Below are 20,592 nucleotides of genomic sequence, written 5' to 3' on the forward strand. Positions count from 1 at the left end.
GCGAATCCTACGGCTCCGCCCGGGCCTCAGCGGACGGGGCGACCCGCCGCGGACAGACCGGCCTTGACGTCGCCGATGCTGAGCGTCCCGAAGTGGAACACCGTCGCGGCCAGCACGGCGTCCGCGCCGGCGTCGACCGCCGGCGGGAAGTGCTCGACCGCCCCCGCTCCCCCGCTCGCGATGACCGGGATGCTCACCTCACGGCGTACGGCGCGGATCAGCTCGAGGTCGAAGCCGTCGGTGGTGCCGTCGGCATCCATCGCGTTGAGCAGGATCTCCCCCGCGCCGAGCTCCGCCGCGCGGACGGCCCAGCCGATCGCGTCGAGGCCGGCGCTCTTGCGGCCTCCGTGGGTGGTGACCTCGAAGCCGCTGTCGGTGCCCTCGGCACGGCGGGCGTCGACGCTGAGGACGAGGACCTGGTTGCCGAAGCGGTCGGCGATCTCGGCGACCAGCTCGGGGCGGTGGATCGCCGCGGTGTTGACCGCGACCTTGTCGGCGCCTGCACGCAGCAGCCGGTCGACGTCGTCGACGCTGCTCACGCCGCCACCGACGGTGAGCGGGATGAAGACTTCCTCGGCGCAGCGCGAGACGACCTCCATGGTCGTCGCGCGGCCCTCGTGGGAGGCGGAGATGTCGAGGAAGGTGAGCTCGTCGGCGCCTTCGGCGTCGTAGAGGCGCGCCAGCTCGACGGGGTCGCCGGCATCGCGGAGCTCGGTGAAGTTGACGCCCTTCACCACCCGACCGCCGTCGACGTCGAGGCACGGGATGACGCGGATCGCGAGGCTCATGCCTGCTCCTCCCTGGCCGCGCGGGCGGCCAGCGCGACGTCGACGATGGACGAGCGTCGCTGTCCCGCGAGCTCGGCGAGCGGCACCCAGGCCGCGCGGTCGGTCGACCCGCCGACCTCGGTGGTGCCGAGCTCGCCGCCGGTGATGGTGGCGTCGAAGACGAACCGCTGCGAGCGGATCCAGCCGTCGAAGGTCCGCCCCCGGGCGGTGAAGAAGTCGTCGGTCAGCAGCGGGCCGGGCGTCACGTGGTAGCCGGTCTCCTCGAAGACCTCGCGCACCAGCCCGTCGCGGATCGACTCCTCGAACTCGACGCCGCCGCCGGGCAGCGACCACTCGGGCTCGCTGTGCCCCTCGCCGTTCCACCAGGCGAGGAGCACCCGGTCGTTCCCCTCGCCGTCCTCGTCCACCAGCAGGGCGTACGCCGCCAGCCGGACGTGGTAGTCGGTGAACTCCATCTCGCGTCAGCCGTTCGCCGGCAGCGTCAGGGCGAGCGCGTCCTCGAGGGTGAAGCGGCCCTCGTAGAGGGCCGTGCCGGCGATCGCGCCCTCGACGCCCTCGCCCACGAGGCCCATCAGCGCCTCGATGTCGGCGAGCGTGGTGACGCCGCCGCTGGCGACGACCGGCTTGTCCGTGGCCGCGCACACGTCGCGGAGCAGCTGGAGGTTGGGCCCCTGGAGCATGCCGTCCTTGTTGACGTCCGTGACGACGTAGCGCGCGCAGCCCTCGCGGTCGAGGCGGGCGAGCGTCTCGTAGAGGTCGCCGCCCTCGCGGGTCCAGCCGCGGGCCGCCAGCGTGGTGCCCCGCACGTCGAGGCCGACGGCCACCCGGTCGCCGTAGGTCGCGATCGCCTTCGCGCACCACTCGGGCTGCTCGAGCGCGGCCGTGCCGATGTTGACGCGCCGGCAGCCGGCCGCCATCGCGGCCTCGAGCGACTCGTCGTCGCGGATGCCGCCGCTCATCTCCACCTGGATGTCGAGCGTGCCGACGATCTTCGCCTGCAGCTCGCGGTTGTGGCCGTGGCCGAACGCCGCGTCGAGGTCCACGAGGTGGATCCACTCCGCGCCGGCCTCCTGCCAGCGCAGCGCGGCCTCGATCGGGTCGCCGAAGCGCTTCTCCGACCCGTCCACGCCCTGCACGAGCTGGACGGCCTGGCCGCCCTTGATGTCGACGGCGGGCAGGAGCTCGAGGTACGGCTGCTCGGGGGTGCTGGGCATGGGTCGATCCTAGGAGCCGGCGTCGCCCGGGCCACGTCGGTGCCGCGCGCGCGAGACAGTGCCCCTAGCGGTGGCCCCGCTTCCGCGCCGGGAGCTCGTAGGCGACGCCGTCCATCGGGTGGGTCGCCCGGATCCCCATCGCCCGGAGGATGGTCGGCATGATGTCGACCGAGCGCACCTCGCCGCGCAGGTCCTGGCTGGAGAGCCCGGCGCCGGCGAAGACGATCGGGACCTGCTGGGCCGCGCGCTGGATCCCGCCGTGGTCGCCGAGGACGGAGTACGTCGTGTCGTCGGGGAGGGTCGCGACCAGGTCGGGGCCGTAGTCGGCTGCCTGCGTGTCGACGAGCTCCTGCGCCTTGGCCGCGAACCAGATCCGCTCGCCCCACGAGGACATCCGGTCCCACCGCACCGGGGTGACCCGGTCGTAGTGGTCGCCGTGCCGCTTCCACACGGCCGTCACGTCGGGCAGGTCCTCCATGATCGCCGCGGCGGAGGAGACGGCCCCCGCCGACTGGTCCTTCAGCCACACGTTGAGCGAGGAGTCGCTGTAGGAGAAGCCGACGTTGGTGGCGCCGGTGCCGTCGTCGGTGCCCTCGATGAGCGGCAGCAGCGCGTCCTGCGGCCGCTGGTAGGGCACGTCGTTGACCGGCGCGCCGTAGTACCAGTTGTAGTAGCCGTAGTCGTTCTCCGGCTGGACGTCACCGTGGAAGTGGCCCTCGTCGGCCGCGACCGAGCCGTGGTCGGCGGTGAGCACGACGAGGGTGTCGTCGAGCTGGCCGCTGTCCTCGAGCGCCTGCATGATCCGGCCGACCTGCGCGTCGGCCGTCGCGGTGGCGTACTTCATGTGGGTCATCGGGTCGTAGCCCGGAGTGGCCGCCTCCGGGTCGTTGACGCCGCCCCACATGTGCGCCGCCTTGTCGACGCCGGGCAGGCTGACGAAGAGACCGCTCCAGCCGTCGCCCTCCTGCTTCATGATCTCGAGGGCCGCGTCGGTGGCCCACACGTCACCACCCTGCTGGGCAGGGTCGTGGCCGACGACGTAGCGGTTGTCGGTCGCGGGGTAGAGCTGCGCCGGGAACTGGCCGGTGTCGTAGATGGTGTCGCGACGCACCAGCCAGCGCGAGCCGCAGGCCGTGGAGAAGTAGGCCGGCACGTTCACGCCGGTCGGCTGGCGGTAGCGCGTCGTGGTGCCGTCGGGGTTGCCGCAGGTCGGGCCGCTGCCGAAGGTGATGGTCGAGGTGTTGGCCGAGCCGGGGCCGCTGAGCCCGTAGGCGGCGTACCCCTTCGGGCTCACGGTGAACACCTTGCCGGTGTCGTCCAGGTAGTCGGACAGGTGGGGGTAGCCGGCCGCCTGCTGCAGCGGCGCCATCTGCGCGAGCCCGAAGTTGCTGGTGAGGTAGAGCCCGCCGGGCGCGCCGAGCAGCCCGGCGACGTCGCGGTAGCCCTCCGTCGTCCAGCCCATGTGCTTGGGCTGGGCCCCCGTCGTGATCACGTTGTGGGTGACGACGGTGACCGAGCCGGTGTGGCCGAGGTAGGAGCGGGGGCTGTCCACGCCCTCCTTCATCAGCGCCTCCACGTGGCGCATGTCGTACTTCTGCACGATCTCCTTGCTGAGCGCGTCCACGACGATGACGACGACCTTCGTCGGCCTCGGCACCGGCTTCGGGCCGTGGCCGCCGCGCCCACCGGCTTCGGCACCCGACTGGGTCCCGAGCACGGCGAGGGCGACCACGGCTGCGGAGGCGACGGCGAGCACGCGGGTACGACGCTGGGGCATGGTGATCCCTCCCGGCGCGGCTGCACTGCCGCGAACCGTGGCCTCCGAACGTAGACCCACTGCCCGCCGAGCGGTATCCCACAGCCGGGGTACGTCCCGGGCTAGCGTCGAGCCATGATCGGGGACCGGTGGGGCGTCACGGACGAGGAGGTGCGGCGGCGCTACGGGTGCGACGACCTCGTCGCGCACCCGACGCTCGAGGCGTGGCGCGGCGTCACCGTCCACGCCACGCCCGCCGCGGTCTGGGCCCGCGTGCGGCAGGTCCGGCTGGCGCCGTACTCCTACGACCTGGTCGACAACCTCGGGCGACGTTCACCGCGTGAGCTGCGGGAGGTCCCGGAGCCGGAGGTCGGCGACCCGTTCACGCACGCGTTCGGTCGACCGCAGGGGCGCGTGCGGGCCGTCGTGCCCGGGCAGGAGCTGACCGCGACGATCGTCGGCGCCCACATGTCGTACGCCGTCCTCGCGGGCGCGGACACCCGGCTGGTGCTCAAGGTCGTGGCGCGGACGAGCAGGTGGCTGTCGCCCGCCGTCTCGGTCGGCGACCTGGTCATGGCCCGCAGGCAGCTGCTCAACCTCAAGCGGCTGGCCGAGGCCGACGAGCGCGCGCCCTAGCGCCAGACCGGGGCGACCTCGCGGCGGTAGCGGCGGGCGACGAACCGGGTCAGGACCGCGACGACCGGCGCTGGCACTGCGGCACGCAGCGCGGCGAGCTCCCGCTCCCCCGCCCCGTCCTGCATCCAGGCCAGCGCGTTGGCGGCGTCGACCGTGCTCGCCGGTCGCAGCTTCTTGGTCAGGGCCTTGAAGTCCTCGTCCTCCTTGATGGAGTCCATCAGGCCCTCGACGTCACGCTCCTCGTGGTCGAGGTGCCCGTTGACGACCACGCGGGCCCGCGCGACCTCGTCGGCCGCCGCCGCTGCGTTCGCGGAGGTCGGCGAGGCGACGAGGGCGTCCAGGCTCGCGGACACCGAGGCGAGCGCCGCCTTCATGGCCCCGTGCTCGGCCTCCATCTCCTCCAGCAGCCCGACGTCGAAGCCGCGCGACTCGAGGAACGGCCACATGTGCTCGTCCTCGGCCTCGTGGTGGTGCGTCAGCTCGCGCGCGAGGTTGCGCCACGCCGTGCGCACCTCGCGGGCGCGGCCCGCATCGCCGTCGGCGAGCTCGCGCAACGCCTGCTCCGTCCGTGCCACGTCCCTGCGCACCGCGGCATGGATGACCTGGTTCATGCTCATCTCTTCACCCATGCCGGGACGCTAGCCCCGATCAGGCCAAGGTCTCGACCCAGTTTCGGAGCAGCTTCGCACCGGCATCACCGGACTTCTCCGGGTGGAACTGGGTCGCCCACAGCGGTCCGTTCTCCACGGCGGCGACGAACCGGTCGCCCCCGTGCTCGGACCAGGTGACCAGCGGGGCGGCGGTGCGGTCGTTGGTGACGAGGTCCCACGAGCGCGCGGCGTAGGAGTGCACGAAGTAGAACCGCTCGTCCTCCGCCCCGGCGAACAGCCGGGTCCCGGTCGGCGCCTCGACCGTGTTCCAGCCCATGTGCGGCACCACGTCGGCCTCGAGCCGGGTGACCAGGCCGGGCCACTCGTCGCAGCCGTCGGTCTCGACGCCGTGCTCGACGCCACCGGCGAAGAGGATCTGCATGCCCACGCAGATGCCCAGCACGGGGCGACCTCCCGCGAGCCGTCGCCCGATGATCCGCTCGCCCTTGATGGCGCGCAGCCCCGCCATGCAGGCAGCGTAGGCCCCCACCCCGGGGACGACGAGCCCGTCGGCCGCCAGCGCGGTGTCGAAGTCGGCGGTCAGCGTCACCGACGCACCGGCGCGCTCGACGGCGCGGACGACCGAGCGGACGTTGCCCGAGCCGTAGTCGAGGACGACGACGTCAGGCATCGCGGCGCCGGGTGGTGAGCTCGCAGGCTCGCTCACAGGGCGCCCTTCGTCGACGGCACACCCGTCTCGCGCGGGTCGAGCGCGGTCGCGTCGCGGAACGCCCGCGCGAACGCCTTGTACTGCGCCTCGACGATGTGGTGCGGGTCGCGCCCGCCGAGCACCCGCACGTGCAGGGCGAGGTGGGCGTGGAACGAGATCGACTCGAAGACGTGGCGGGTCAGGGAGCCCATGTAGGCCGCGCCGGTGCCGCCGATCGCGACGTACTGCTGGCCCTCGGGCTCGCCGCTGTGCACGCAGAACGGACGACCGGACACGTCGACGACGGCCTGGACGATCGCCTCGTCGAGCGGCACGGTCGCGTCGCCGAAGCGGCGGATGCCGGACTTGTCGCCCAGCGCCTCGCGCAGCGCCTGCCCGAGCACGATGGCGGTGTCCTCGACGGAGTGGTGCGCGTCGATGTGGGTGTCGCCGCTCGTCCGGACGACGAGGTCGACGAGCGAGTGGCGGGCGAACGCGTCGAGCATGTGGTCGTAGAACCCGACGCCGGTCGACACCTCGGAGCGGCCGGTGCCGTCGAGGTCGACCTCGACGACGACCTGCGACTCCTTGGTGGTGCGCTCGATCTTCGCGGTGCGGCTCATGCGAGGTCCTTCTGCTCGGACGTGTCCTGGGGCGTCTGCTGGGTCGTCTGCTGGGGCGTGTCCTGGACGGTCTCCAGGAGTGCCTGCCTGAATGCTGCCATCTCCGCGGCCGTGCCGATCGAGACGCGCAGCCAGCCGTCCGGCCCGGTCTCGCGGATCAGCACCCCGCGGTCGACCATCCCCTGCCACACGGCGTGCCGGTCGGCGAACCGTCCGAACAACGCGAAGTTGGCGTCGGAGTCGGCCACCTCGAACCCCTGCTCGCGCAGCCAGGCCACGGTCGCGTCGCGCTCGACGCGGAGCTCCTCGACCTTGCCCAGCAGCTCCGGTGCGTGCCGCAGGGCGGCCAGGGCGGTCGCCTGCGTGACGGCGGAGAGGTGGTACGGCAGGCGCACCACGCGGATCGCGTCGCAGATCGCCGGGTCGGCGGCGAGGTAGCCCAGCCGCGCACCGGCCAGGGCGAACGCCTTGCTCATCGTGCGGGTGACCACCAGGTTGCGGTGGACGGGCAGCAGCTCCAGCGCGCTCGGCGTCCCGGTCCTGCGGAACTCGACGTAGGCCTCGTCGACCACGACGATCCCGGCCGGCTCGTAGGACGCCGCCGCCTCGCACAGCATCGTGACCGCCTCGGGCGGCAGCGCCGTGCCCGTCGGGTTGTTGGGGCTCGGCAGCAGCACGACCGTCGGCTGCTTCTCCAGCACCAGGTCACGCGCCGCGTCGAGGTCGAGGGAGAAGTCGTCCGCCCGGTGGCCGGCGACCCACTCGGTGAGGGTGTCGCGGGCGTACTCCGGGTACATCGAGTAGGTCGGCGCGAACGACAGTGCCACGCGCCCGGGCCCGCCGAAGGCCTGGAGCAGCTGCAGCATCACCTCGTTGGAGCCGTTGGCCGCCCACACCATCTCGGGGGTGATGCCCGTGCCGCCGTCGCCCTCGAGGTACGCCGCCAGCCCGGCGCGCAGCTCGGAGAACTCTCGGTCGGGATAGCGGTTGAGGGAGGCCGCCGCCTCGCCCACGGACCGGGCGATGTCGGCAGCAGCCTCCGGCGAGGGCCCGTAGGGGTTCTCGTTGACGTTGAGCTGGACCGGGAGGTCGAGCTGCGGCGCGCCATAGGGCTCGATCCCCTGCAGCTCCTCGCGCAGGGGTGGGAACGCGGCGTTCACGACTCGGCTCGCGTCTCGGAGCGGGAGGCGTCGAAGCGGACCGTCACGGCCTGGCCGTGGCTGGGCAGGTCCTCGGCCTCGGCGAGCGCGACGACGTGGTCGGCCACCTCGGCGAGCGCGGCCTGCGAGTAGTCGACGACGTGCATCGACCGCGTGAAGGCGCGCACCGACAGCCCGCTGGAGTGGCAGGCGCAGCCCGCGGTGGGCAGCACGTGGTTGGAGCCGGCGCAGTAGTCGCCGACGGAGACCGGTGCCCACGGGCCGATGAACACGGCACCGGCGTTGCGCACCCGGGCGGCGTGCGCGCGCGCGTCGGCGGTGTGGATCTCGAGGTGCTCGGCGGCGTAGGCGTTGACGACGTCGACGCCCTGGTCCATGTCGTCGACCAGCACGATCCCGGACTGGCGGCCGTCGAGGGCCGTCCGGATCCGCTCGGTGTGGCGGGTGGCGAAGACCTGCTTGTCGAGCTCGGCCTCGACGGCGTCGGCCAGCGCGAGCGAGTCGGTGACGAGCACCGAACCGGCCATGGGGTCGTGCTCGGCCTGGCTGATCAGGTCGGCGGCGACGAACGCCGCGTCGGCGCTGTCGTCGGCCAGGATGGCGATCTCGGTCGGCCCGGCCTCCGAGTCGATGCCGACCACGCCGCGCAGCAGCCGCTTGGCGGCGGCGACGTAGACGTTGCCGGGACCGGTGACCAGGTCGACCCGCTCGCACGGGCCGGCGCCGTGGGCGAACATCGCGATCGCCTGCGCACCGCCGACGGCGTACACCTCGTCGACGCCGAGCAGCGCGCACGCGGCCAGGATCGTCGGCTCGGGCAGCCCGCCGCTGTTCTTCTGCGGGGGGCTGGCCAGCGCGATCGAGCGCACGCCGGCGACCTGCGCCGGGACGACGTTCATCACGACGCTGCTCACCAAAGGGGCGAGCCCGCCGGGGACGTAGAGCCCGACGCGGTCGATCGGCACCTTGCGGTGCGTGACGACGGCGCCCGGCGCGAGCTCGCTGGTCACGTCGTGCTCGAGCTCGGCGGCACAGGTGATCCGCAGGCGCCGGATCGACTCCTCGAGCCCGGCCCGGACGGCCGGGTCGAGGGTCTCCAGAGCGGTGGTGATGGCCTCGCGCGGCACGGCGATCTCATCGCTCTCGACCCCGTCGAACCGGGCGGACAGCTCGGTGATCGCCTCGACCCCACGGGCCCGGACGGCGTCGATGATGGGCTGCACCTGATGCGTGGCGGCCTCGACGTCGAACTCGGCGCGAGGCACGCTCGCGCGGTAGTCGACGGACGCCGGGTCGGCGCCCCTCAGGTCGATGCGGCGGATCAGGGACATGGTCCGATCCTAGTTTCACCCGGCGGGTCGACCGGCATCGCGGGCCCGGCGTGGACAGCCTCCGGCTAGGGTCGGAGGGTGAGCGAGCAGCTGCCGATGTTTCCGCTGAACACCGTGGTGTTCCCGGGGATGAGCCTGCCGCTGCACGTCTTCGAGGACCGCTACCGCCTCCTGGTGCGCCACCTGCTCACCGTGGAGGACCCGGCCCAGCGTGTCTTCGGCACCGTCGCGATCCGGGAGGGCTACGAGGTCGGTGACCACGGTGCCCAGTCGGTCTACCGCGTCGGGTGCGTCCTCCAGCTCACCGAGGTCGACCGCCGCGACGACGGCACGTTCGACATCGTGGCCGTCGCGCGCGAGCGGATGATGCTCGAGGAGATGCAGCGCGGCGAGGAGTTCCCGCACGGCGTGGTCGCCAAGCTCGGCGAGCCGGAGGTCGACGTGCCGACCGAGGTGCTCGACCGTGCGCGCTCGACCTTCACCGCCTTCCGCGCGGCGATGACCGCACTCCAGGGCGACCCGTTCAGCGGCACGCTCCCCCGCGACCCCGACTACCTCGCCTGGACGCTCTCGGCACTCACCCCGCTGCCGATGGCCGAGCGGCAGTCGCTGCTCGAGGCGGAGGACGCCACCGAGCGCCTCGAGCTGGTCACCCGTCTCCTCACCGAGGAGCTCCGGGCGATCAACGTGATCCCGTCGCTGCCCGCCACGCAGGTCGCCCGCACCGCGTGGTCCCCCAACTAGATCCGCTGATGGCGAAGAAGTCGAAGACCGTCGGGGGTACGCCGGCCACGGTGGCGCTGAGCGCCGCCGGCATCGCGTTCGAGGTGCGGGCCTACGAGCACGATCCTCACGCGGAGTCCTACGGGCTGGAGGCCGCGGAGGCCCTCGACGCCGACCCGGCCACGGTGTTCAAGACGCTGCTCGCCTCCCTCGACCCGTCGACGGGCTCAGGGCGACGCGACACGCTCGTGGTCGGGATCGTGCCGGTCACCGGGCAGCTGGACCTCAAGGCGCTGGCGCGGGCCCTGGGCGGGAGCAAGGCCGTGATGGCCGAGGTCGCCGCCGCCGAGCGCGCCACCGGCTACGTCGCGGGAGGCATCTCCCCGATCGGGCAGAAGCGCGCGCACCCGACCGTGCTGGACGCCTCCGCCCTCGACCACGACACCATCCTGGTCTCGGGTGGGCGGCGCGGGTTCGACATCGCGCTCGCACCACGCGACCTGGTGGCGATCACCGGAGCGGTGACCGCCACCATCGGTCGCTAGGTCTGGCGGCCTGTCGGATCAGTTGGTCGTCAGCTTGAGCATGCCGTGGACGACGTCGCCGTCGACCCACCCGCTGACCCCGAACGACGAGAGCGGCTCGAGGTTCTTGCTGAGCTCGGGCTCGTCCTTCGTGAGCCGGACCAGCCAGTCGTCGTCGGCGTCGAAGTTCACGAACAGCACGGTCTGGGCGTCGCCGTCGATGACCTGGGAGTAGACGTCGCTGCCACCGAGGCCGCTGTCGCTCTCGAGCGTGCCGCGGTAGTCGTCGCTGAGGGCGAGCACGGCGTAGCCGTCACCCTCGGAGACCTGGAGGTACTGCTCGGCCTCCGGACCCGCGATAGCACTGATCTTGTCGAGGACGGCCTGGATGTCGCCGGCGTCGCCCTTGATCTTGATGCCGACCGGGATCTCCTGCGGTCCGCCGTTGGCGATCGCGTCGGGGTCGATGCCGCTGCCGACGGAGACCGTCACGCCCTCGCCGAGGAGCGTCTCGACGTCCTCGGGGAACGACAGGCCGGTCTCGGTCTCGAACTGGGCGAGCTGGTCGTCGATCGTCGCGGCCTCGTCGGGCGCGAGGGTCTTGACGTAGTCGAGCAGGCCCTGGGCCCAGCCGTCGCCGAGCGAGAAGCCGAACGCGGCGACCGTGTCCTCGGGGAGGTCGGAGACCATGTCGACGCCCTCCTCGCTGGTGAGGAACTTGGTCAGGTCCTTCTGGTAGTTGCTCATGGCGTACTCGATCTCGACCGAGCCGTCGTTGAAGCGGACCGTGGCCGCGGCGCCGTCGAAGTCGTTGATCATCTGCTGCAGCTCCGGCGGGATCTCCTCCGAGCCGGCGTCGGACCCCGGGTCCGCGCTGGTGCTGTCGTCGGTGGTGAAGCAGGCGTCCATCTCCTCGGCCGTGGTGGCGTCGGCGAAGCACTCCTCGTCGAAGCTGCCGCTGCCGCTCGTGGAGCTGCCACCCGTGAGCGGGCTGGCGGCCATGCCGAGCGGGGAGGCGGCGAGGTCGCCGACGTACTTGGCGGCCTCCTTGGAGACGTAGAAGGACATGAAGCCGTCGTCGCCGGCCTCGCCGGTCCACTCCCCGAAGGCGGAGTCGGCCGCGAGCGTGCCCTTGTCGGTCGCGTCGACGACCTTCTGCGCGAGCTCCTCGGTCTCGGCGACGACCATCCAGTCGCCGTCGACCACCCAGCCGCCGGCCTCGCCGTCGGTGGTGCCCCCGCAGGTCTCGACCAGGTTGGCCATGCCGTCGTCGGCCTTGCCGGCGTCGGTGACCTGGACGACACCGACCGCGGTCGGCTCCTCCTCGCCGAGGTCGATCGCCGCGATGGCGGCCCGCGAGCCGAGCCAGGGCTTCACGTCGTCGGCGTAGTCGAGGCCCTCGCACTCGCCGGACTTGGTGATCTCCTCGAAGAGCCGCTCGCGCAGGTCGTCGTCGGTGTCGAGGTTGATCTCGTCGGTGAACGCCGGGAACTTGCGCAGCGTCTTGATGGCCTCGATCTTCTGGCCGCCGGAGGGGTCCAGGTCGACGCTGGCGTAGGCGATCGTCGAGGCCGGGAGGGCCTCGGCAGGCTGGGCGCCGGTCGAGAAGAAGCTGGTGGCGGCCCAGGCACCGCCGGCGACGACGGCGCCGCCGACGACCAGGGCACCGAGCGCGACGAGCCGCTTCTTGTTGTCGTTGGCCGGGGCGGGCATCGCCGGCCCCGTGCTGTCCAGGTATTCGGGACCGTTCGGTCCGCCCGGCGTCGTGCTCATCTCGATCTGCTCCCCCACGTCACACACGCCCCGAAGAAGGTCGGGACCACCCCGTCTGGTCGGGACTCAGCCTACCCACGTGAACGGCGGGCCAACCCCTGCTTCCCCAAGAGATACGTGCCGACCAGACCAGCCATCGCGCCCGCCGGCAGGGCGAGCAGCGCGCTGGAGTGCCAGGCCACGCGGTCGGCGTCGGGAGCGGTGAGGCCGAGATCCCCCGGCAGCTTCGTGTAGTCGGGCTTCGCAGCCGCCAGCACCTGCGGGTCGGCCGGTCCCAGCGCGTGGCCCACGGCGTACATCAGGAAGCCGGCGGCGACCGCGGCGACCAGCACGCTCACGGTGGTGACGACCTCGTGCCCACGCCAGATCCCGCAGAGCACGCCGAGCACCAGCCCGAGCGGCACGGCGATCACCACGAAGAGGGCGATGCTGCTGAAGGACCGGTCGGGGCCGGCGGGCTCGAGGTACCACTGGCCCTGGTAGGTCAGGCCCGTCGTCGGGTCCCACAGCCACTCCCAGAGCACGCCCGCGGCGGCTCCGGCGAGGAGGAACAGCGCGGTCACGAGACCGACGCGGCGCAGTGCGCTCATCCGGCCAGGCACCCCGGCCCGAGGAGCTGCTTGAGGTCGGCGAACAGGGCCGGGCTCGGGCTCACCCGCAGGTTGTCGTCGAGCCTCAGCACCTTGGTCGAGCTGCGGGTGAGCAGCCGCAGCTGCACCTCGGTCATGCCGGGGTGCGTGCCGAGCACGTCGCGCAGCTGCGCCACGACGGGCGGCGTGCACCGCGTCGACGGGAGGCTGATGACGACCGGACCGGTCGGCCCCTGCGTGAGGTCGGGCGCGGTGACCTCCTGCGCCCGGAGCTCGGGCTGGTCCTTGTCACGCGAGAGCTGGCCCTTGATCCGCACGATGTTGTCCTCGACGAGGAGCGTCGAGGCGAGCGAGTAGGAGCTGGGGAACAGCAGCACGTCGATCGCGCCGTCGAGGTCCTCGAGCGTGATCGTGGCCCACGGGTCGCCCCGCTTGGTGATGCGACGGGCGACCGAGGTGATCAGGCCGCTGACGGTGAGGGTCGAGCCGTGCGGGCGGTCCTCGTCGAGCATGAGCTGGCCGATGGTGCAGTCGGTGCCCTGCGACAGCACGTGCTCCAGGCCGAGCAGCGGGTGGTCGGAGACGTAGAGCCCGAGCATCTCCCGCTCGTGGCTCAGCAGCGTCATCTTGTCCCAGTCGTCGATGTCGGGGATGGTCACGCTCACCCCGAAGCCGCCGTCGTCCTCGCTGAGCCCGCCGAAGAGGGAGTCCTGGCCGATCGCCTCGTTCTTCTTGAGGTCGACGAACTGGTCGACCGCGGTCTCGTGGACCGCGACGAGCGCGCGGCGCTTGTGCTTCATGTCGTCGAAGGCGCCGGCCTTGATCAGCGACTCCACGACGCGCTTGTTGCACACCAGCGCGGGGACCTTCTCCATGAAGTCGTTGAAGTCGGCGTAGCGGCCCTTCTCCTCGCGCGCGGCGGCGATGCCGGCCACGACGTTGTGCCCGACGTTGCGCACGGCGGTGAGGCCGAAGCGGATGTCCTGGCCGACGGGCGTGAAGTCGGCGTGCGACTCGTTGACGTCGGGCGGCAGGACCTGGATCTTCATCCGGCGACACTCGTTGAGGTAGATCGCCATCTTGTCCTTGTCGTCCTTCACCGAGGTGAGGAGCGCGGCCATGTACTCCGTCGGGTAGTTGGCCTTGAGGTAGGCGGTCCAGTAGGTGATGACGCCGTAGGCCGCGGAGTGGGACTTGTTGAAGGCGTAGTCGGAGAACGGGAGCAGGATCTCCCAGAGCTTGTCGATGGCGACCTGCGGGAAGTTGCGCTCGAGCATGCCGGCCTGGAACCCGGCGTACTGCTTGTCGAGCTCCTCCTTCTTCTTCTTGCCCATCGCGCGGCGGAGGTTGTCGGCGGCGCCCAGGGTGAAGCCGGCCAGGACCTGGGCGATCGCCATCACCTGCTCCTGGTAGACGATCAGGCCGTAGGTCTCTCCCAGCACGGGCTCGAGCGCCTCGGCGAGAGCCGGGTGGATCGGCTCGATCGCCTCGCGACCGTTCTTGCGGCGGGCGTACTTGTTGTGGGAGTCGGCACCCATCGGTCCGGGCCGGTAGAGCGCGGAGACGGCCGTGATGTCGGCGAAGACGTCGGGCTGCATCGAGCGCAGCAGCGAGCGCATGCCCGAACCGTCGAGCTGGAAGACGCCGAGCGTGTCGCCACGGCCCATCAGCTCGTAGGTCGGCCGGTCGTCGAACGGCAGCTCCTCCAGGACCACGTCGAGGTCGCGGTTGACCTTGATGTTGGCCAGCGCGTCCTCGAGGATCCGGAGGTTGGACAGGCCGAGGAAGTCCATCTTGACCAGGCCGAGCGACTCGCACATCGGGTAGTCGAACTGCGTGATGATCGCGCCGTCCTGCGGGCGCGCCATGATCGGGACGACGTCGATGATCGGCGCGCTCGACATGATGACGCCGGCCGCGTGGACGCCCCAGTTGCGGATCTGGCCCTCGAGGCCGAGCGCGGTGTGGAAGATCGTGCGGACGTCGGCCTCGGAGTCGTGGAGCGCGCGGAACTCGCCGCCCTCGCCGTAGCGCTTGTGCTCGGTGTTGAAGATGTCCTTGAGCGCGACGCCCTTGCCCATCACGTCGGGCGGCAGCGCCTTGGTGATGCGGTCGGAGATCGCGAAGCCGTGGTCGAGCACGCGGGCGGCGTCCTTGATCGCGGCCTTGGACTTCAGCCGGCCGAAGGTGGCGATCTGGGCGACGCGCTCGGTGCCGTACTTCTCGGTGACGTACTTGATGACCTCGCCGCGTCGCGCGTCGTCGAAGTCGATGTCGAAGTCGGGCATCGAGGGGCGCTCGGGGTTGAGGAAGCGCTCGAAGAACAGGCCGTGCTCCAGCGGGCACAGGTCGGTGATGCTCAGCGCGTAGGCGGCGATCGAGCCGGCACCGGAGCCGCGGCCGGGGCCGACGCGGATGCCGTTGCGCTTGGACCACTGGATGAAGTCGGCGACCACGAGGTAGTAGCCGCAGTAGCCCTTCTGCGAGATGACGCCGAGCTCCATCTCGACGCGGTCCTTGACCTGCTGGTCGAGCCGGTCGCCGGGGTAGCGGGCCTCGATGCCGCGCCACACCTCCTTGCGGAACCAGCTCTCCTCGGTCTCCCCCGCCGGCACGTCGGCGCGCGCCATGTAGCCGCCGGTGGACTCGGTGAACTCGACGTTGCACCGCTCCGCGATCGCGAGGGTGTTGTCGCACCCGTCGGGGAACTCCGACCAGAGCTCGCGCATCTCGGCCGCGGACTTGATGTAGTAGCCGCCGCCGTCGAACTTGAGCCGGTTGGTGTCGGAGAGCCGCTTGCCGGAGGCGACGCAGATCAGGGCGTCCTGGCCGTCGGCGTCCTCGGGGTTGGTGTAGTGGGTGTCGTTGGTGACGATCGTCGGCAGGCCGAGCGTCTTCGCGATCTTGACCAGGTCCTCGCGGGTGGCCCGCTCGGCGGCGATGCCGTGGTCCATCAGCTCGAGGAAGAAGTTGTCCTTGCCGAAGATGTCCTGGAACTCGCCCGCGGCCTTCAGCGCCTCGTCGTACTGGCCCAGCGTCAGCCGGGTCTGGATCTCGCCCGACAGGCAGCCGGTGCTGGCGATGATGCCCTTCGAGTACTGCTGGAGGAGCTCGCGGTCCATGCGGGGCTTGTAGTAGTAGCCCTCGATGCTCGCCAGGCTGGCGAGGCGGAAGAGGTTGTGCATCCCCTCGGTGGTCTCGGCCCACATCGTCATGTGGGTGTAGGCGCCGCCACCGGCGACGTCCTTGCCGCCCTCCTCGGCCAGGTCGCCCTTGCCCCACCGGATGCGCCGGCGCTCCCCGCGCGGCGTGCCGGGCGTGAGGTAGGCCTCGATGCCGATGATCGGCTTCACGCCGTGGCGCTTGGCCTTGCTGTAGAAGTCGTAGGCGCCGTGCAGGTTGCCGTGGTCGGTCATCGCGATCGCCGGCATGCCGAGCTCGGCCGTGCGGGTGAAGAGGCCGTCGAGGAGCGAGGCTCCGTCCAGCATGGAGTATTCGGTGTGCACGTGGAGATGCACGAAGTTGTCTGTGGCGCCGGCCGACATGGAGGAGACTTCCGCACCTTTCGGGGTCGCTGACGGAGCTGTTTCTATCGGGAGGATGCTGACTGCGCAGCGGAGAGGGGGAAGAGCAGTCAGCCTACGACAGTGTGCCCGGCCCCACCGACAGGACACGGCCCGCCCGCGGCAACCCTCACCGCCAGTCGAGGGCGTGCCCGTGGCCGTGGCTCCACGCCACCGGTACGCCGTCGAGAGCGGTCACGAACCGGCCGCTCGGCACCTCCAGGTCACCCGTCACGCGGGGCAGCACCCGCCGCCCCTCGTTGCTGATCCACCGGCACCGGCCGGCGGCCACCAGGCCGGTCATCAGGTCGTGGAACCGCTCGCGGTCGTGCGGCTCGAGGTAGGCGATGACCGCGGAGTGGAACACCACCGGCACGCCGTGGGGCGAAGCCTCCTCGACCAGGTCCTCCACGTGGTCGAACAGGTCGCCCCGCCTCAGCACGGGCGGTTCGCGGCGCGCCACCTCGATCGCGGCGCGCAGCCGCTCGCGGCGCTCGTCCTGCTCGGGCCACACCAGGTTCTCCAGCCAGGCCATGGCGTCGGGGTCGGTCACGCCGAGCGGGTTCAGGTCGACGCCCCCGCGCCACGCGACCTCCGGGTGCGCGGCGGGGACCGGCACCGGCCCGGTCGCCGTGGCTGTGAGGAGCGGTCCGCCGCTCCCCCGCAGCTCGCCCAGTGGCGGCCAGGCGTAGTCGTAGCGGTCGGGATGGAGGCAGAGTCCGGCGCTCGCCCCCACCTCGACCAGGGCGAGCGGCCCCTGTGCCTGCTCGCCGACCAGCCCGAGCACCGGCGCCAGGGTGGCCAGCCGGCCGACCTCGTTGGTCTGGGTCGCGCGCGCCAGGATCGTCGCCCTGACCGCCGGCTCCTGCTCCAGCAGCACCTCCCGCAGTCCGGCGTACGACCCCGGCGCGGGTGCGCCGTGCCAGCGGGCGGCCGCGAAGACGAGGTTCGGCTGCCGCTTGATCGGCGGCAGGCCGGCGAGCCACGCCAGGACCTCCTCGTCGCCGACGACGCCGAGGGCCCACTCCTCGAAGCAGGGTGAGTCGCCCGCGGCGTAGGTGGCGAAGTCGCGGTACTCCTCGATCAGGTCGCCATGGAGCAGCATGCGACCCATCCTCCGCCTCTGCGGGCGTCGCGTCAGCGGCGGGTCGGGAACGCTCCGCCCGGGCCGATGCCGGCGTTGCCCATCCGGATGCCGGAGAACTCGAGGCCACGCTCGCGCACGCCTGTCGGCAGCACGGTCAGCGCTGGTCGTCGGTCGCGGCGGCGATGGACTCGGTGATGATCAGGTCGACGATCCGGGCCACGCGCTCGTCACCGAGCTCGGGCACCACCTGCGCGACGCGGTGCGCGATCTCGGCCTCGCGCACGGGGTCGCGCTCGGTGGACGGCTTGAGGCCCTGCACGACGCGCGTGAGGGCCGTGCGGCGTGCCAGCACGTCGCCGAGCACGAGGTCGACCTCGTCGATCATCGAGCGCAGGAAGGCGAGCGGGTCCCGGCCCGGCCAGACCAGCTTGATGTCGGGCGCCTTCTCGTCGTTGACGGAGCCGTCGGTCCGCTCGAGCGCGAGGAAGCCGTGGTGGGCGTAGAACGCCCGGGCCGGGAGGTTGGACTCGAAGACCCACAGCCCGATGCCGTCCGGGTGGTCGGCCAGGACCCGCAGCAGCAGCGCGGAGCCGACGCCGCTCCCCTGCGCGTCGGGCAGCACGTAGAGGTCGTCGAGCCACGTCGGCGTGGCTCGCGTGTAGCCGACGACCCGCCCGTCCAGCTCGGCCACGTGGACGTCGTACGACGTCAGGTCCCAGCCGGCGACCCACGACCTGGCCTCGTCGGCGCTGTGCACGTCGGGCGGGAAGGCCTCTCCCGCGCCGGCGCGGGAGGCGAGGTGCACCTCCGCGATCGCCGGCAGGTCTGCCGCCGTCGCCGGGCGGAGGGCCAGGTCGATGGTCTGCACCCGCCTGTCCGTGGGCGTCGCGTCAGTGTTCATCTCGAATGGCCTCGAGCGCGTGGGCGAGGTCGTCGGGGTAGGAGGACTCGTAGGTGACGTAGTCACCGGTCTCGGGGTGCTCGAAGCCGAGGCGCATCGCGTGCAGCCACTGCCGCTCGAGGCCGAGGCGCTTGGCGAGGGTCGGGTCGGCGCCGTAGGTGAGGTCGCCGACGCACGGGTGCTTGAGCGCGCTCATGTGGACGCGGATCTGGTGGGTGCGACCGGTCTCGAGGTGTATCTCGAGGAGGCTGGCGAAGCGGTGTGCCTCGAGCGTCTCGTAGTGCGTGACGCTGTGGCGGCCGTCGGCCATCACGGCGAACTTGTAGTCGTGGTTCGGGTGGCGGCCGATCGGCGCGTCGACCGTGCCCGCGAGCGGGTCCGGGTGCCCCTGGACGAGCGCGTGGTAGGTCTTGTCGACCGTGCGCTGGCGGAAGGCGTTCTTGAGCACCGAGTAGGCGTGCTCGGACTTCGCGATCACCATGACGCCGGAGGTCCCGACGTCGAGGCGTTGGACGATGCCCTCGCGCTCCTTGGCCCCGGAGGTCGAGATCCGGAAGCCCGCGCCGGCGAGGTGGCCGACGACGGTGGGCCCGCGCCAGCCCGGGGACGGGTGCACCGCCACGCCCACGGGCTTGTCGATCACGACGATGGCGTCGTCGTCGTGGACGATCCGGATGCCCTCGACGATCTCGGGCTTCACCTCGAGCGGGTCGCGCTCGGCGGGGATGGTCACGTCGAGCATCGCGCCCGCGTCGACCCGGTCGCTCTTGCCGGCCGCGGTGCCGTCGAGGTGGACCAGGCCCTGCGAGATCAGGTCGGCGGCCTTGGTGCGGGAGAAGCCGAACATCCTCGCCATCGCGGCGTCGACGCGCTCGCCCGCCAGGCCGTCGGGGACGAAGACCGTGCGCTGCTCGGCGTGGGTGGTCACGCCGGCCCGGGATTCTGCTCGGGATCCTGCGCGGGCTCCCCGTCGGCGTGCTGCCCCTCGCGGGTGCCGTCGATCCGGATGCCCCGGAAGGTCTGGAGGATGATCACGCCCGCGGCGATGTTGATGCAGACGTCGGCGAGGTTGAAGACGGGCCAGTTGGGCAGCATCAGGAAGTCGACCACGTGCCCGTGGAACGGCTCCGGCTCGCGGAAGATCCGGTCGGTGAGGTTGCCGCTGACGCCGCCGAGCAGCACGCCCAGGCCGATCGCCCAGCCCGTGCTGCCGAGGCGGCGGCTCAGCCACAGCACGACGACCACGGCCACCATCGCCAGGCAGGTGAAGACGATCGTGAACCCGGTGCCGGTGCTGAACGCGGCTCCCGGGTTGAAGGTCAGGTGCAGCGTGAACCAGTCACCGACCAGCGGGACGTCGCCGTCGGCGAGAGCGGACAGCGCCCACTCCTTGGTGCCGAGGTCGGCGGCGTAGGCCACCAGCGCCACGGCGGCGAAGACGAGCCGGGCGTCGATGCGTCGACGGACCTGCTGCTGATCGACCTGGTCGCTGGGGTTCAGCGACGCTCCTCGCGCTGCTTGCATGACAGGCACAGTGTGGCATGGGGCCGAGCCATCAACCGATTCTTGCCGATGGGGTTGCCGCAGGAGTCGCAGACGCCGTAGGAGCCGTCGTCGATGTGCGCGAGGGCGCGCTCGATCTCGGCCAGCGTCTCGCGCTCCTTGGCGAGCACGGTGAACTCGTGGTCGCGCTCGAAGCTCGTCGCACCGACGTCGGCCTGGTCCTGCCCGGCGCCGTCCCCGGCGTCGCGCATCAGCCCGGAGAGCTCCTCCTCGGCCTGGCCGATGATCGTGGTGAGGCGCTCCTGGTGCTCGGTGAGCTCCTTGACGACCTCGTTGAGCTCCGCCTTCGTCCAGGCGTCCTCGCCCTCGAGCACGACGAGCGTGCTGGGGGTGGCCTTCTTGACCTTCTTGGGTGCGACCGACTTGTCGGGCGCGGTAGCGGCCTTCGTCACGGGGGCTGCCTTCTTCGTAGTCGCGGTCTGGGTGGCAACAGTGTTGCTGGCCGCTCCAACCCTCGTGGCCGCGGTCTTCTTCCCGGCGGCGGGGGCCTTCTTCGCGGGGGCCTTCGTGGCAGGCGCAGCCTTCGTGACGGGGGCCTTCTTCGCGGGAGCCTTCGCAGCCGGAGCGGCCGTCGTCGCAGCGGCCTTCTTGGCGGGCGCGGCCTTCTTCGCAGCGGCCTTCTTGGCGGGCGCGGCCTTCTTCGTCGCGGGCGCGGCCTTCTTCGCCGGAGCCTTCTTTGCTGGAGTCTTCTTCGCGGGAGCCTTCTCCGCCGGAGCGGCCTTCTTGACAGGAGCCTTCTTCGCAGGAGCCTTCGCCACCGGAGCGGCCTTCTTCGCGGGAGCCTTCTTCGCAGGAGCCTTCGCCACCGGAGCGGCCTTCGTCGCGGGAGCCTTCTTGGCAGGCGCAGCCTTCTTGGCGGGCGCAGCCTTCTTGGCGGGCGCAGCCTTCTTCGCGGCCGGCGCTGCCTTCTTCGCCGGAGCGGCCTTGGACGCGCTCCCCGAGCGCCCGATCACGCGACGGGCGGCGGCAGCGGCCGTACCGGCCAGGGACTTGCGCGTTGTGCCTGCCATCTCCGAGGACCCCCAGGAGCGTCGGGTGTGGCTCGAGCCACACGGTGGCAG

The 20,592-nt window shown here is 71.6% G+C and carries 20 protein-coding genes; 3 read left to right on the forward strand and 17 right to left on the reverse strand.

Translation table 11 applies throughout. The features are described 5' to 3' along the window. Positions 1-26 precede the first annotated feature (26 nt). The 4 genes from hisF to BLV76_RS20425 all read right to left on the reverse strand — a co-directional run bounded on the left by hisF (position 27) and on the right by BLV76_RS20425 (position 3,779). Positions 27-788, reverse strand: a complete 762-nt coding sequence (gene hisF / locus BLV76_RS20410) for an imidazole glycerol phosphate synthase subunit HisF (RefSeq protein WP_090971629.1) — start codon at positions 786-788, stop codon at positions 27-29. Then, the gene (locus tag BLV76_RS20415) at positions 785-1,243 is read right to left on the reverse strand and encodes an NUDIX hydrolase (protein WP_090971631.1); all 459 of its coding nucleotides are present in this window, start codon (positions 1,241-1,243) and stop codon (positions 785-787) included. Before BLV76_RS20415 ends, hisF begins: the two co-directional genes overlap by 4 nt. 6 nt (positions 1,244-1,249) lie before the next feature. After that, complete coding sequence (priA, locus tag BLV76_RS20420) at positions 1,250-2,002, reverse strand: bifunctional 1-(5-phosphoribosyl)-5-((5-phosphoribosylamino)methylideneamino)imidazole-4-carboxamide isomerase/phosphoribosylanthranilate isomerase PriA (RefSeq protein ID WP_090971633.1); 753 nt, start codon at positions 2,000-2,002, stop codon at positions 1,250-1,252. A gap of 64 nt (positions 2,003-2,066) precedes the next feature. Continuing rightward, the gene (locus tag BLV76_RS20425; RefSeq protein ID WP_090971635.1) at positions 2,067-3,779 is read right to left on the reverse strand and encodes an alkaline phosphatase family protein; all 1,713 of its coding nucleotides are present in this window, start codon (positions 3,777-3,779) and stop codon (positions 2,067-2,069) included. Between the two features lie 114 nt (positions 3,780-3,893). On the opposite strand from BLV76_RS20425, the gene BLV76_RS20430 reads away from it, so the two are divergent. Further along, the gene (locus BLV76_RS20430; RefSeq protein WP_090971638.1) at positions 3,894-4,394 is read left to right on the forward strand and encodes a polyketide cyclase; all 501 of its coding nucleotides are present in this window, start codon (positions 3,894-3,896) and stop codon (positions 4,392-4,394) included. Here BLV76_RS20430 and BLV76_RS20435 read toward each other — a convergent pair. The 5 genes from BLV76_RS20435 to hisD are packed head-to-tail and all read right to left on the reverse strand — an operon-like array spanning position 4,391 to position 8,807. Continuing rightward, a complete protein-coding gene (locus BLV76_RS20435) occupies positions 4,391-5,023 on the reverse strand; it encodes a hemerythrin domain-containing protein (protein WP_090971640.1) in 633 nt (210 codons plus the stop codon). The two genes, BLV76_RS20430 and BLV76_RS20435, sit on opposite strands and share 4 nt — an antisense overlap. Positions 5,024-5,042: 19 nt before the next feature. Further along, positions 5,043-5,675 carry an imidazole glycerol phosphate synthase subunit HisH gene (gene hisH / locus BLV76_RS20440; RefSeq protein ID WP_090971642.1) on the reverse strand — a complete coding sequence of 211 codons (633 nt, stop codon included), beginning with the start codon at positions 5,673-5,675 and terminating at the stop codon, positions 5,043-5,045. Between the two features lie 32 nt (positions 5,676-5,707). Further along, positions 5,708-6,316, reverse strand: a complete 609-nt coding sequence (gene hisB / locus BLV76_RS20445) for an imidazoleglycerol-phosphate dehydratase HisB (RefSeq protein WP_090971644.1) — start codon at positions 6,314-6,316, stop codon at positions 5,708-5,710. After that, positions 6,313-7,476, reverse strand: a complete 1,164-nt coding sequence (locus tag BLV76_RS20450) for a histidinol-phosphate transaminase (protein ID WP_090971646.1) — start codon at positions 7,474-7,476, stop codon at positions 6,313-6,315. Before BLV76_RS20450 ends, hisB begins: the two co-directional genes overlap by 4 nt. Further along, the gene (gene hisD / locus BLV76_RS20455; protein WP_217630410.1) at positions 7,473-8,807 is read right to left on the reverse strand and encodes a histidinol dehydrogenase; all 1,335 of its coding nucleotides are present in this window, start codon (positions 8,805-8,807) and stop codon (positions 7,473-7,475) included. The genes BLV76_RS20450 and hisD overlap by 4 nt, the downstream gene beginning before the upstream one ends. A gap of 78 nt (positions 8,808-8,885) precedes the next feature. Here hisD and BLV76_RS20460 point away from each other — a divergent pair, with 78 nt between their 5' ends. After that, positions 8,886-9,551 (forward strand): LON peptidase substrate-binding domain-containing protein, encoded by a 666-nt coding sequence (locus BLV76_RS20460; RefSeq protein ID WP_090971648.1) that lies wholly within the window; start codon positions 8,886-8,888, stop codon positions 9,549-9,551. Positions 9,552-9,559: 8 nt separating this feature from the next. Beyond that, entirely contained in the window at positions 9,560-10,075 is a 516-nt protein-coding gene (ybaK, locus tag BLV76_RS20465) for a Cys-tRNA(Pro) deacylase (RefSeq protein WP_090971650.1), read from the forward strand. A gap of 18 nt (positions 10,076-10,093) precedes the next feature. Here ybaK and BLV76_RS20470 read toward each other — a convergent pair whose 3' ends face one another. The 8 genes from BLV76_RS20470 to BLV76_RS22285 all read right to left on the reverse strand — a co-directional run bounded on the left by BLV76_RS20470 (position 10,094) and on the right by BLV76_RS22285 (position 20,541). Further along, entirely contained in the window at positions 10,094-11,827 is a 1,734-nt protein-coding gene (locus BLV76_RS20470; RefSeq protein ID WP_139306647.1) for a DUF3352 domain-containing protein, read from the reverse strand. 71 nt (positions 11,828-11,898) lie between these two features. Next, positions 11,899-12,417, reverse strand: coding sequence for a hypothetical protein (locus BLV76_RS20475; RefSeq protein ID WP_090971654.1), 519 nt, complete (start codon positions 12,415-12,417; stop codon positions 11,899-11,901). Continuing rightward, the gene (gene dnaE, locus BLV76_RS20480) at positions 12,414-15,962 is read right to left on the reverse strand and encodes a DNA polymerase III subunit alpha (RefSeq protein WP_090971655.1); all 3,549 of its coding nucleotides are present in this window, start codon (positions 15,960-15,962) and stop codon (positions 12,414-12,416) included. Before dnaE ends, BLV76_RS20475 begins: the two co-directional genes overlap by 4 nt. 148 nt (positions 15,963-16,110) lie before the next feature. Further along, on the reverse strand, positions 16,111-17,085 hold the full coding sequence (locus BLV76_RS20485; protein ID WP_090971657.1) for a DUF2332 domain-containing protein: 975 nt from the start codon (positions 17,083-17,085) through the stop codon (positions 16,111-16,113). A gap of 136 nt (positions 17,086-17,221) precedes the next feature. Next, on the reverse strand, positions 17,222-17,968 hold the full coding sequence (locus BLV76_RS20490) for a GNAT family N-acetyltransferase (protein ID WP_090971659.1): 747 nt from the start codon (positions 17,966-17,968) through the stop codon (positions 17,222-17,224). Continuing rightward, positions 17,958-18,896 (reverse strand): RluA family pseudouridine synthase, encoded by a 939-nt coding sequence (locus BLV76_RS20495; protein WP_090971661.1) that lies wholly within the window; start codon positions 18,894-18,896, stop codon positions 17,958-17,960. Before BLV76_RS20495 ends, BLV76_RS20490 begins: the two co-directional genes overlap by 11 nt. Then, the gene (gene lspA / locus BLV76_RS20500) at positions 18,893-19,492 is read right to left on the reverse strand and encodes a signal peptidase II (RefSeq protein ID WP_090971663.1); all 600 of its coding nucleotides are present in this window, start codon (positions 19,490-19,492) and stop codon (positions 18,893-18,895) included. Before lspA ends, BLV76_RS20495 begins: the two co-directional genes overlap by 4 nt. Beyond that, complete coding sequence (locus BLV76_RS22285) at positions 19,465-20,541, reverse strand: TraR/DksA family transcriptional regulator (protein ID WP_139306648.1); 1,077 nt, start codon at positions 20,539-20,541, stop codon at positions 19,465-19,467. The genes lspA and BLV76_RS22285 overlap by 28 nt, the downstream gene beginning before the upstream one ends. Positions 20,542-20,592 lie beyond the last annotated feature (51 nt).

The sequence above is a fragment of the Nocardioides exalbidus genome, from assembly GCF_900105585.1.
Classification (GTDB): Bacteria; Actinomycetota; Actinomycetes; order Propionibacteriales; family Nocardioidaceae; genus Nocardioides; species Nocardioides exalbidus.

What these genes read in the sequence shown, in the direction of transcription:
- BLV76_RS20435 (WP_090971640.1), bottom strand. Translation starts at nt 5,023, where the DNA reads ATGGGTGAAGAGATGAGCATGAACCAGGTCATCCATGCCGCGGTGCGC.
- hisD (WP_217630410.1), bottom strand. Translation starts at nt 8,807, where the DNA reads ATGTCCCTGATCCGCCGCATCGACCTGAGGGGCGCCGACCCGGCGTCC.
- BLV76_RS22285 (WP_139306648.1), bottom strand. Translation starts at nt 20,541, where the DNA reads ATGGCAGGCACAACGCGCAAGTCCCTGGCCGGTACGGCCGCTGCCGCC.
- BLV76_RS20490 (WP_090971659.1), bottom strand. Translation starts at nt 17,968, where the DNA reads ATGAACACTGACGCGACGCCCACGGACAGGCGGGTGCAGACCATCGAC.
- BLV76_RS20430 (WP_090971638.1), top strand. Translation starts at nt 3,894, where the DNA reads ATGATCGGGGACCGGTGGGGCGTCACGGACGAGGAGGTGCGGCGGCGC.
- hisH (WP_090971642.1), bottom strand. Translation starts at nt 5,675, where the DNA reads ATGCCTGACGTCGTCGTCCTCGACTACGGCTCGGGCAACGTCCGCTCG.
- lspA (WP_090971663.1), bottom strand. Translation starts at nt 19,492, where the DNA reads ATGCAAGCAGCGCGAGGAGCGTCGCTGAACCCCAGCGACCAGGTCGAT.
- ybaK (WP_090971650.1), top strand. Translation starts at nt 9,560, where the DNA reads ATGGCGAAGAAGTCGAAGACCGTCGGGGGTACGCCGGCCACGGTGGCG.
- hisB (WP_090971644.1), bottom strand. Translation starts at nt 6,316, where the DNA reads ATGAGCCGCACCGCGAAGATCGAGCGCACCACCAAGGAGTCGCAGGTC.
- BLV76_RS20485 (WP_090971657.1), bottom strand. Translation starts at nt 17,085, where the DNA reads ATGCTGCTCCATGGCGACCTGATCGAGGAGTACCGCGACTTCGCCACC.
- BLV76_RS20425 (WP_090971635.1), bottom strand. Translation starts at nt 3,779, where the DNA reads ATGCCCCAGCGTCGTACCCGCGTGCTCGCCGTCGCCTCCGCAGCCGTG.
- dnaE (WP_090971655.1), bottom strand. Translation starts at nt 15,962, where the DNA reads ATGTCGGCCGGCGCCACAGACAACTTCGTGCATCTCCACGTGCACACC.
- priA (WP_090971633.1), bottom strand. Translation starts at nt 2,002, where the DNA reads ATGCCCAGCACCCCCGAGCAGCCGTACCTCGAGCTCCTGCCCGCCGTC.
- hisF (WP_090971629.1), bottom strand. Translation starts at nt 788, where the DNA reads ATGAGCCTCGCGATCCGCGTCATCCCGTGCCTCGACGTCGACGGCGGT.
- BLV76_RS20475 (WP_090971654.1), bottom strand. Translation starts at nt 12,417, where the DNA reads ATGAGCGCACTGCGCCGCGTCGGTCTCGTGACCGCGCTGTTCCTCCTC.
- BLV76_RS20415 (WP_090971631.1), bottom strand. Translation starts at nt 1,243, where the DNA reads ATGGAGTTCACCGACTACCACGTCCGGCTGGCGGCGTACGCCCTGCTG.
- BLV76_RS20470 (WP_139306647.1), bottom strand. Translation starts at nt 11,827, where the DNA reads ATGAGCACGACGCCGGGCGGACCGAACGGTCCCGAATACCTGGACAGC.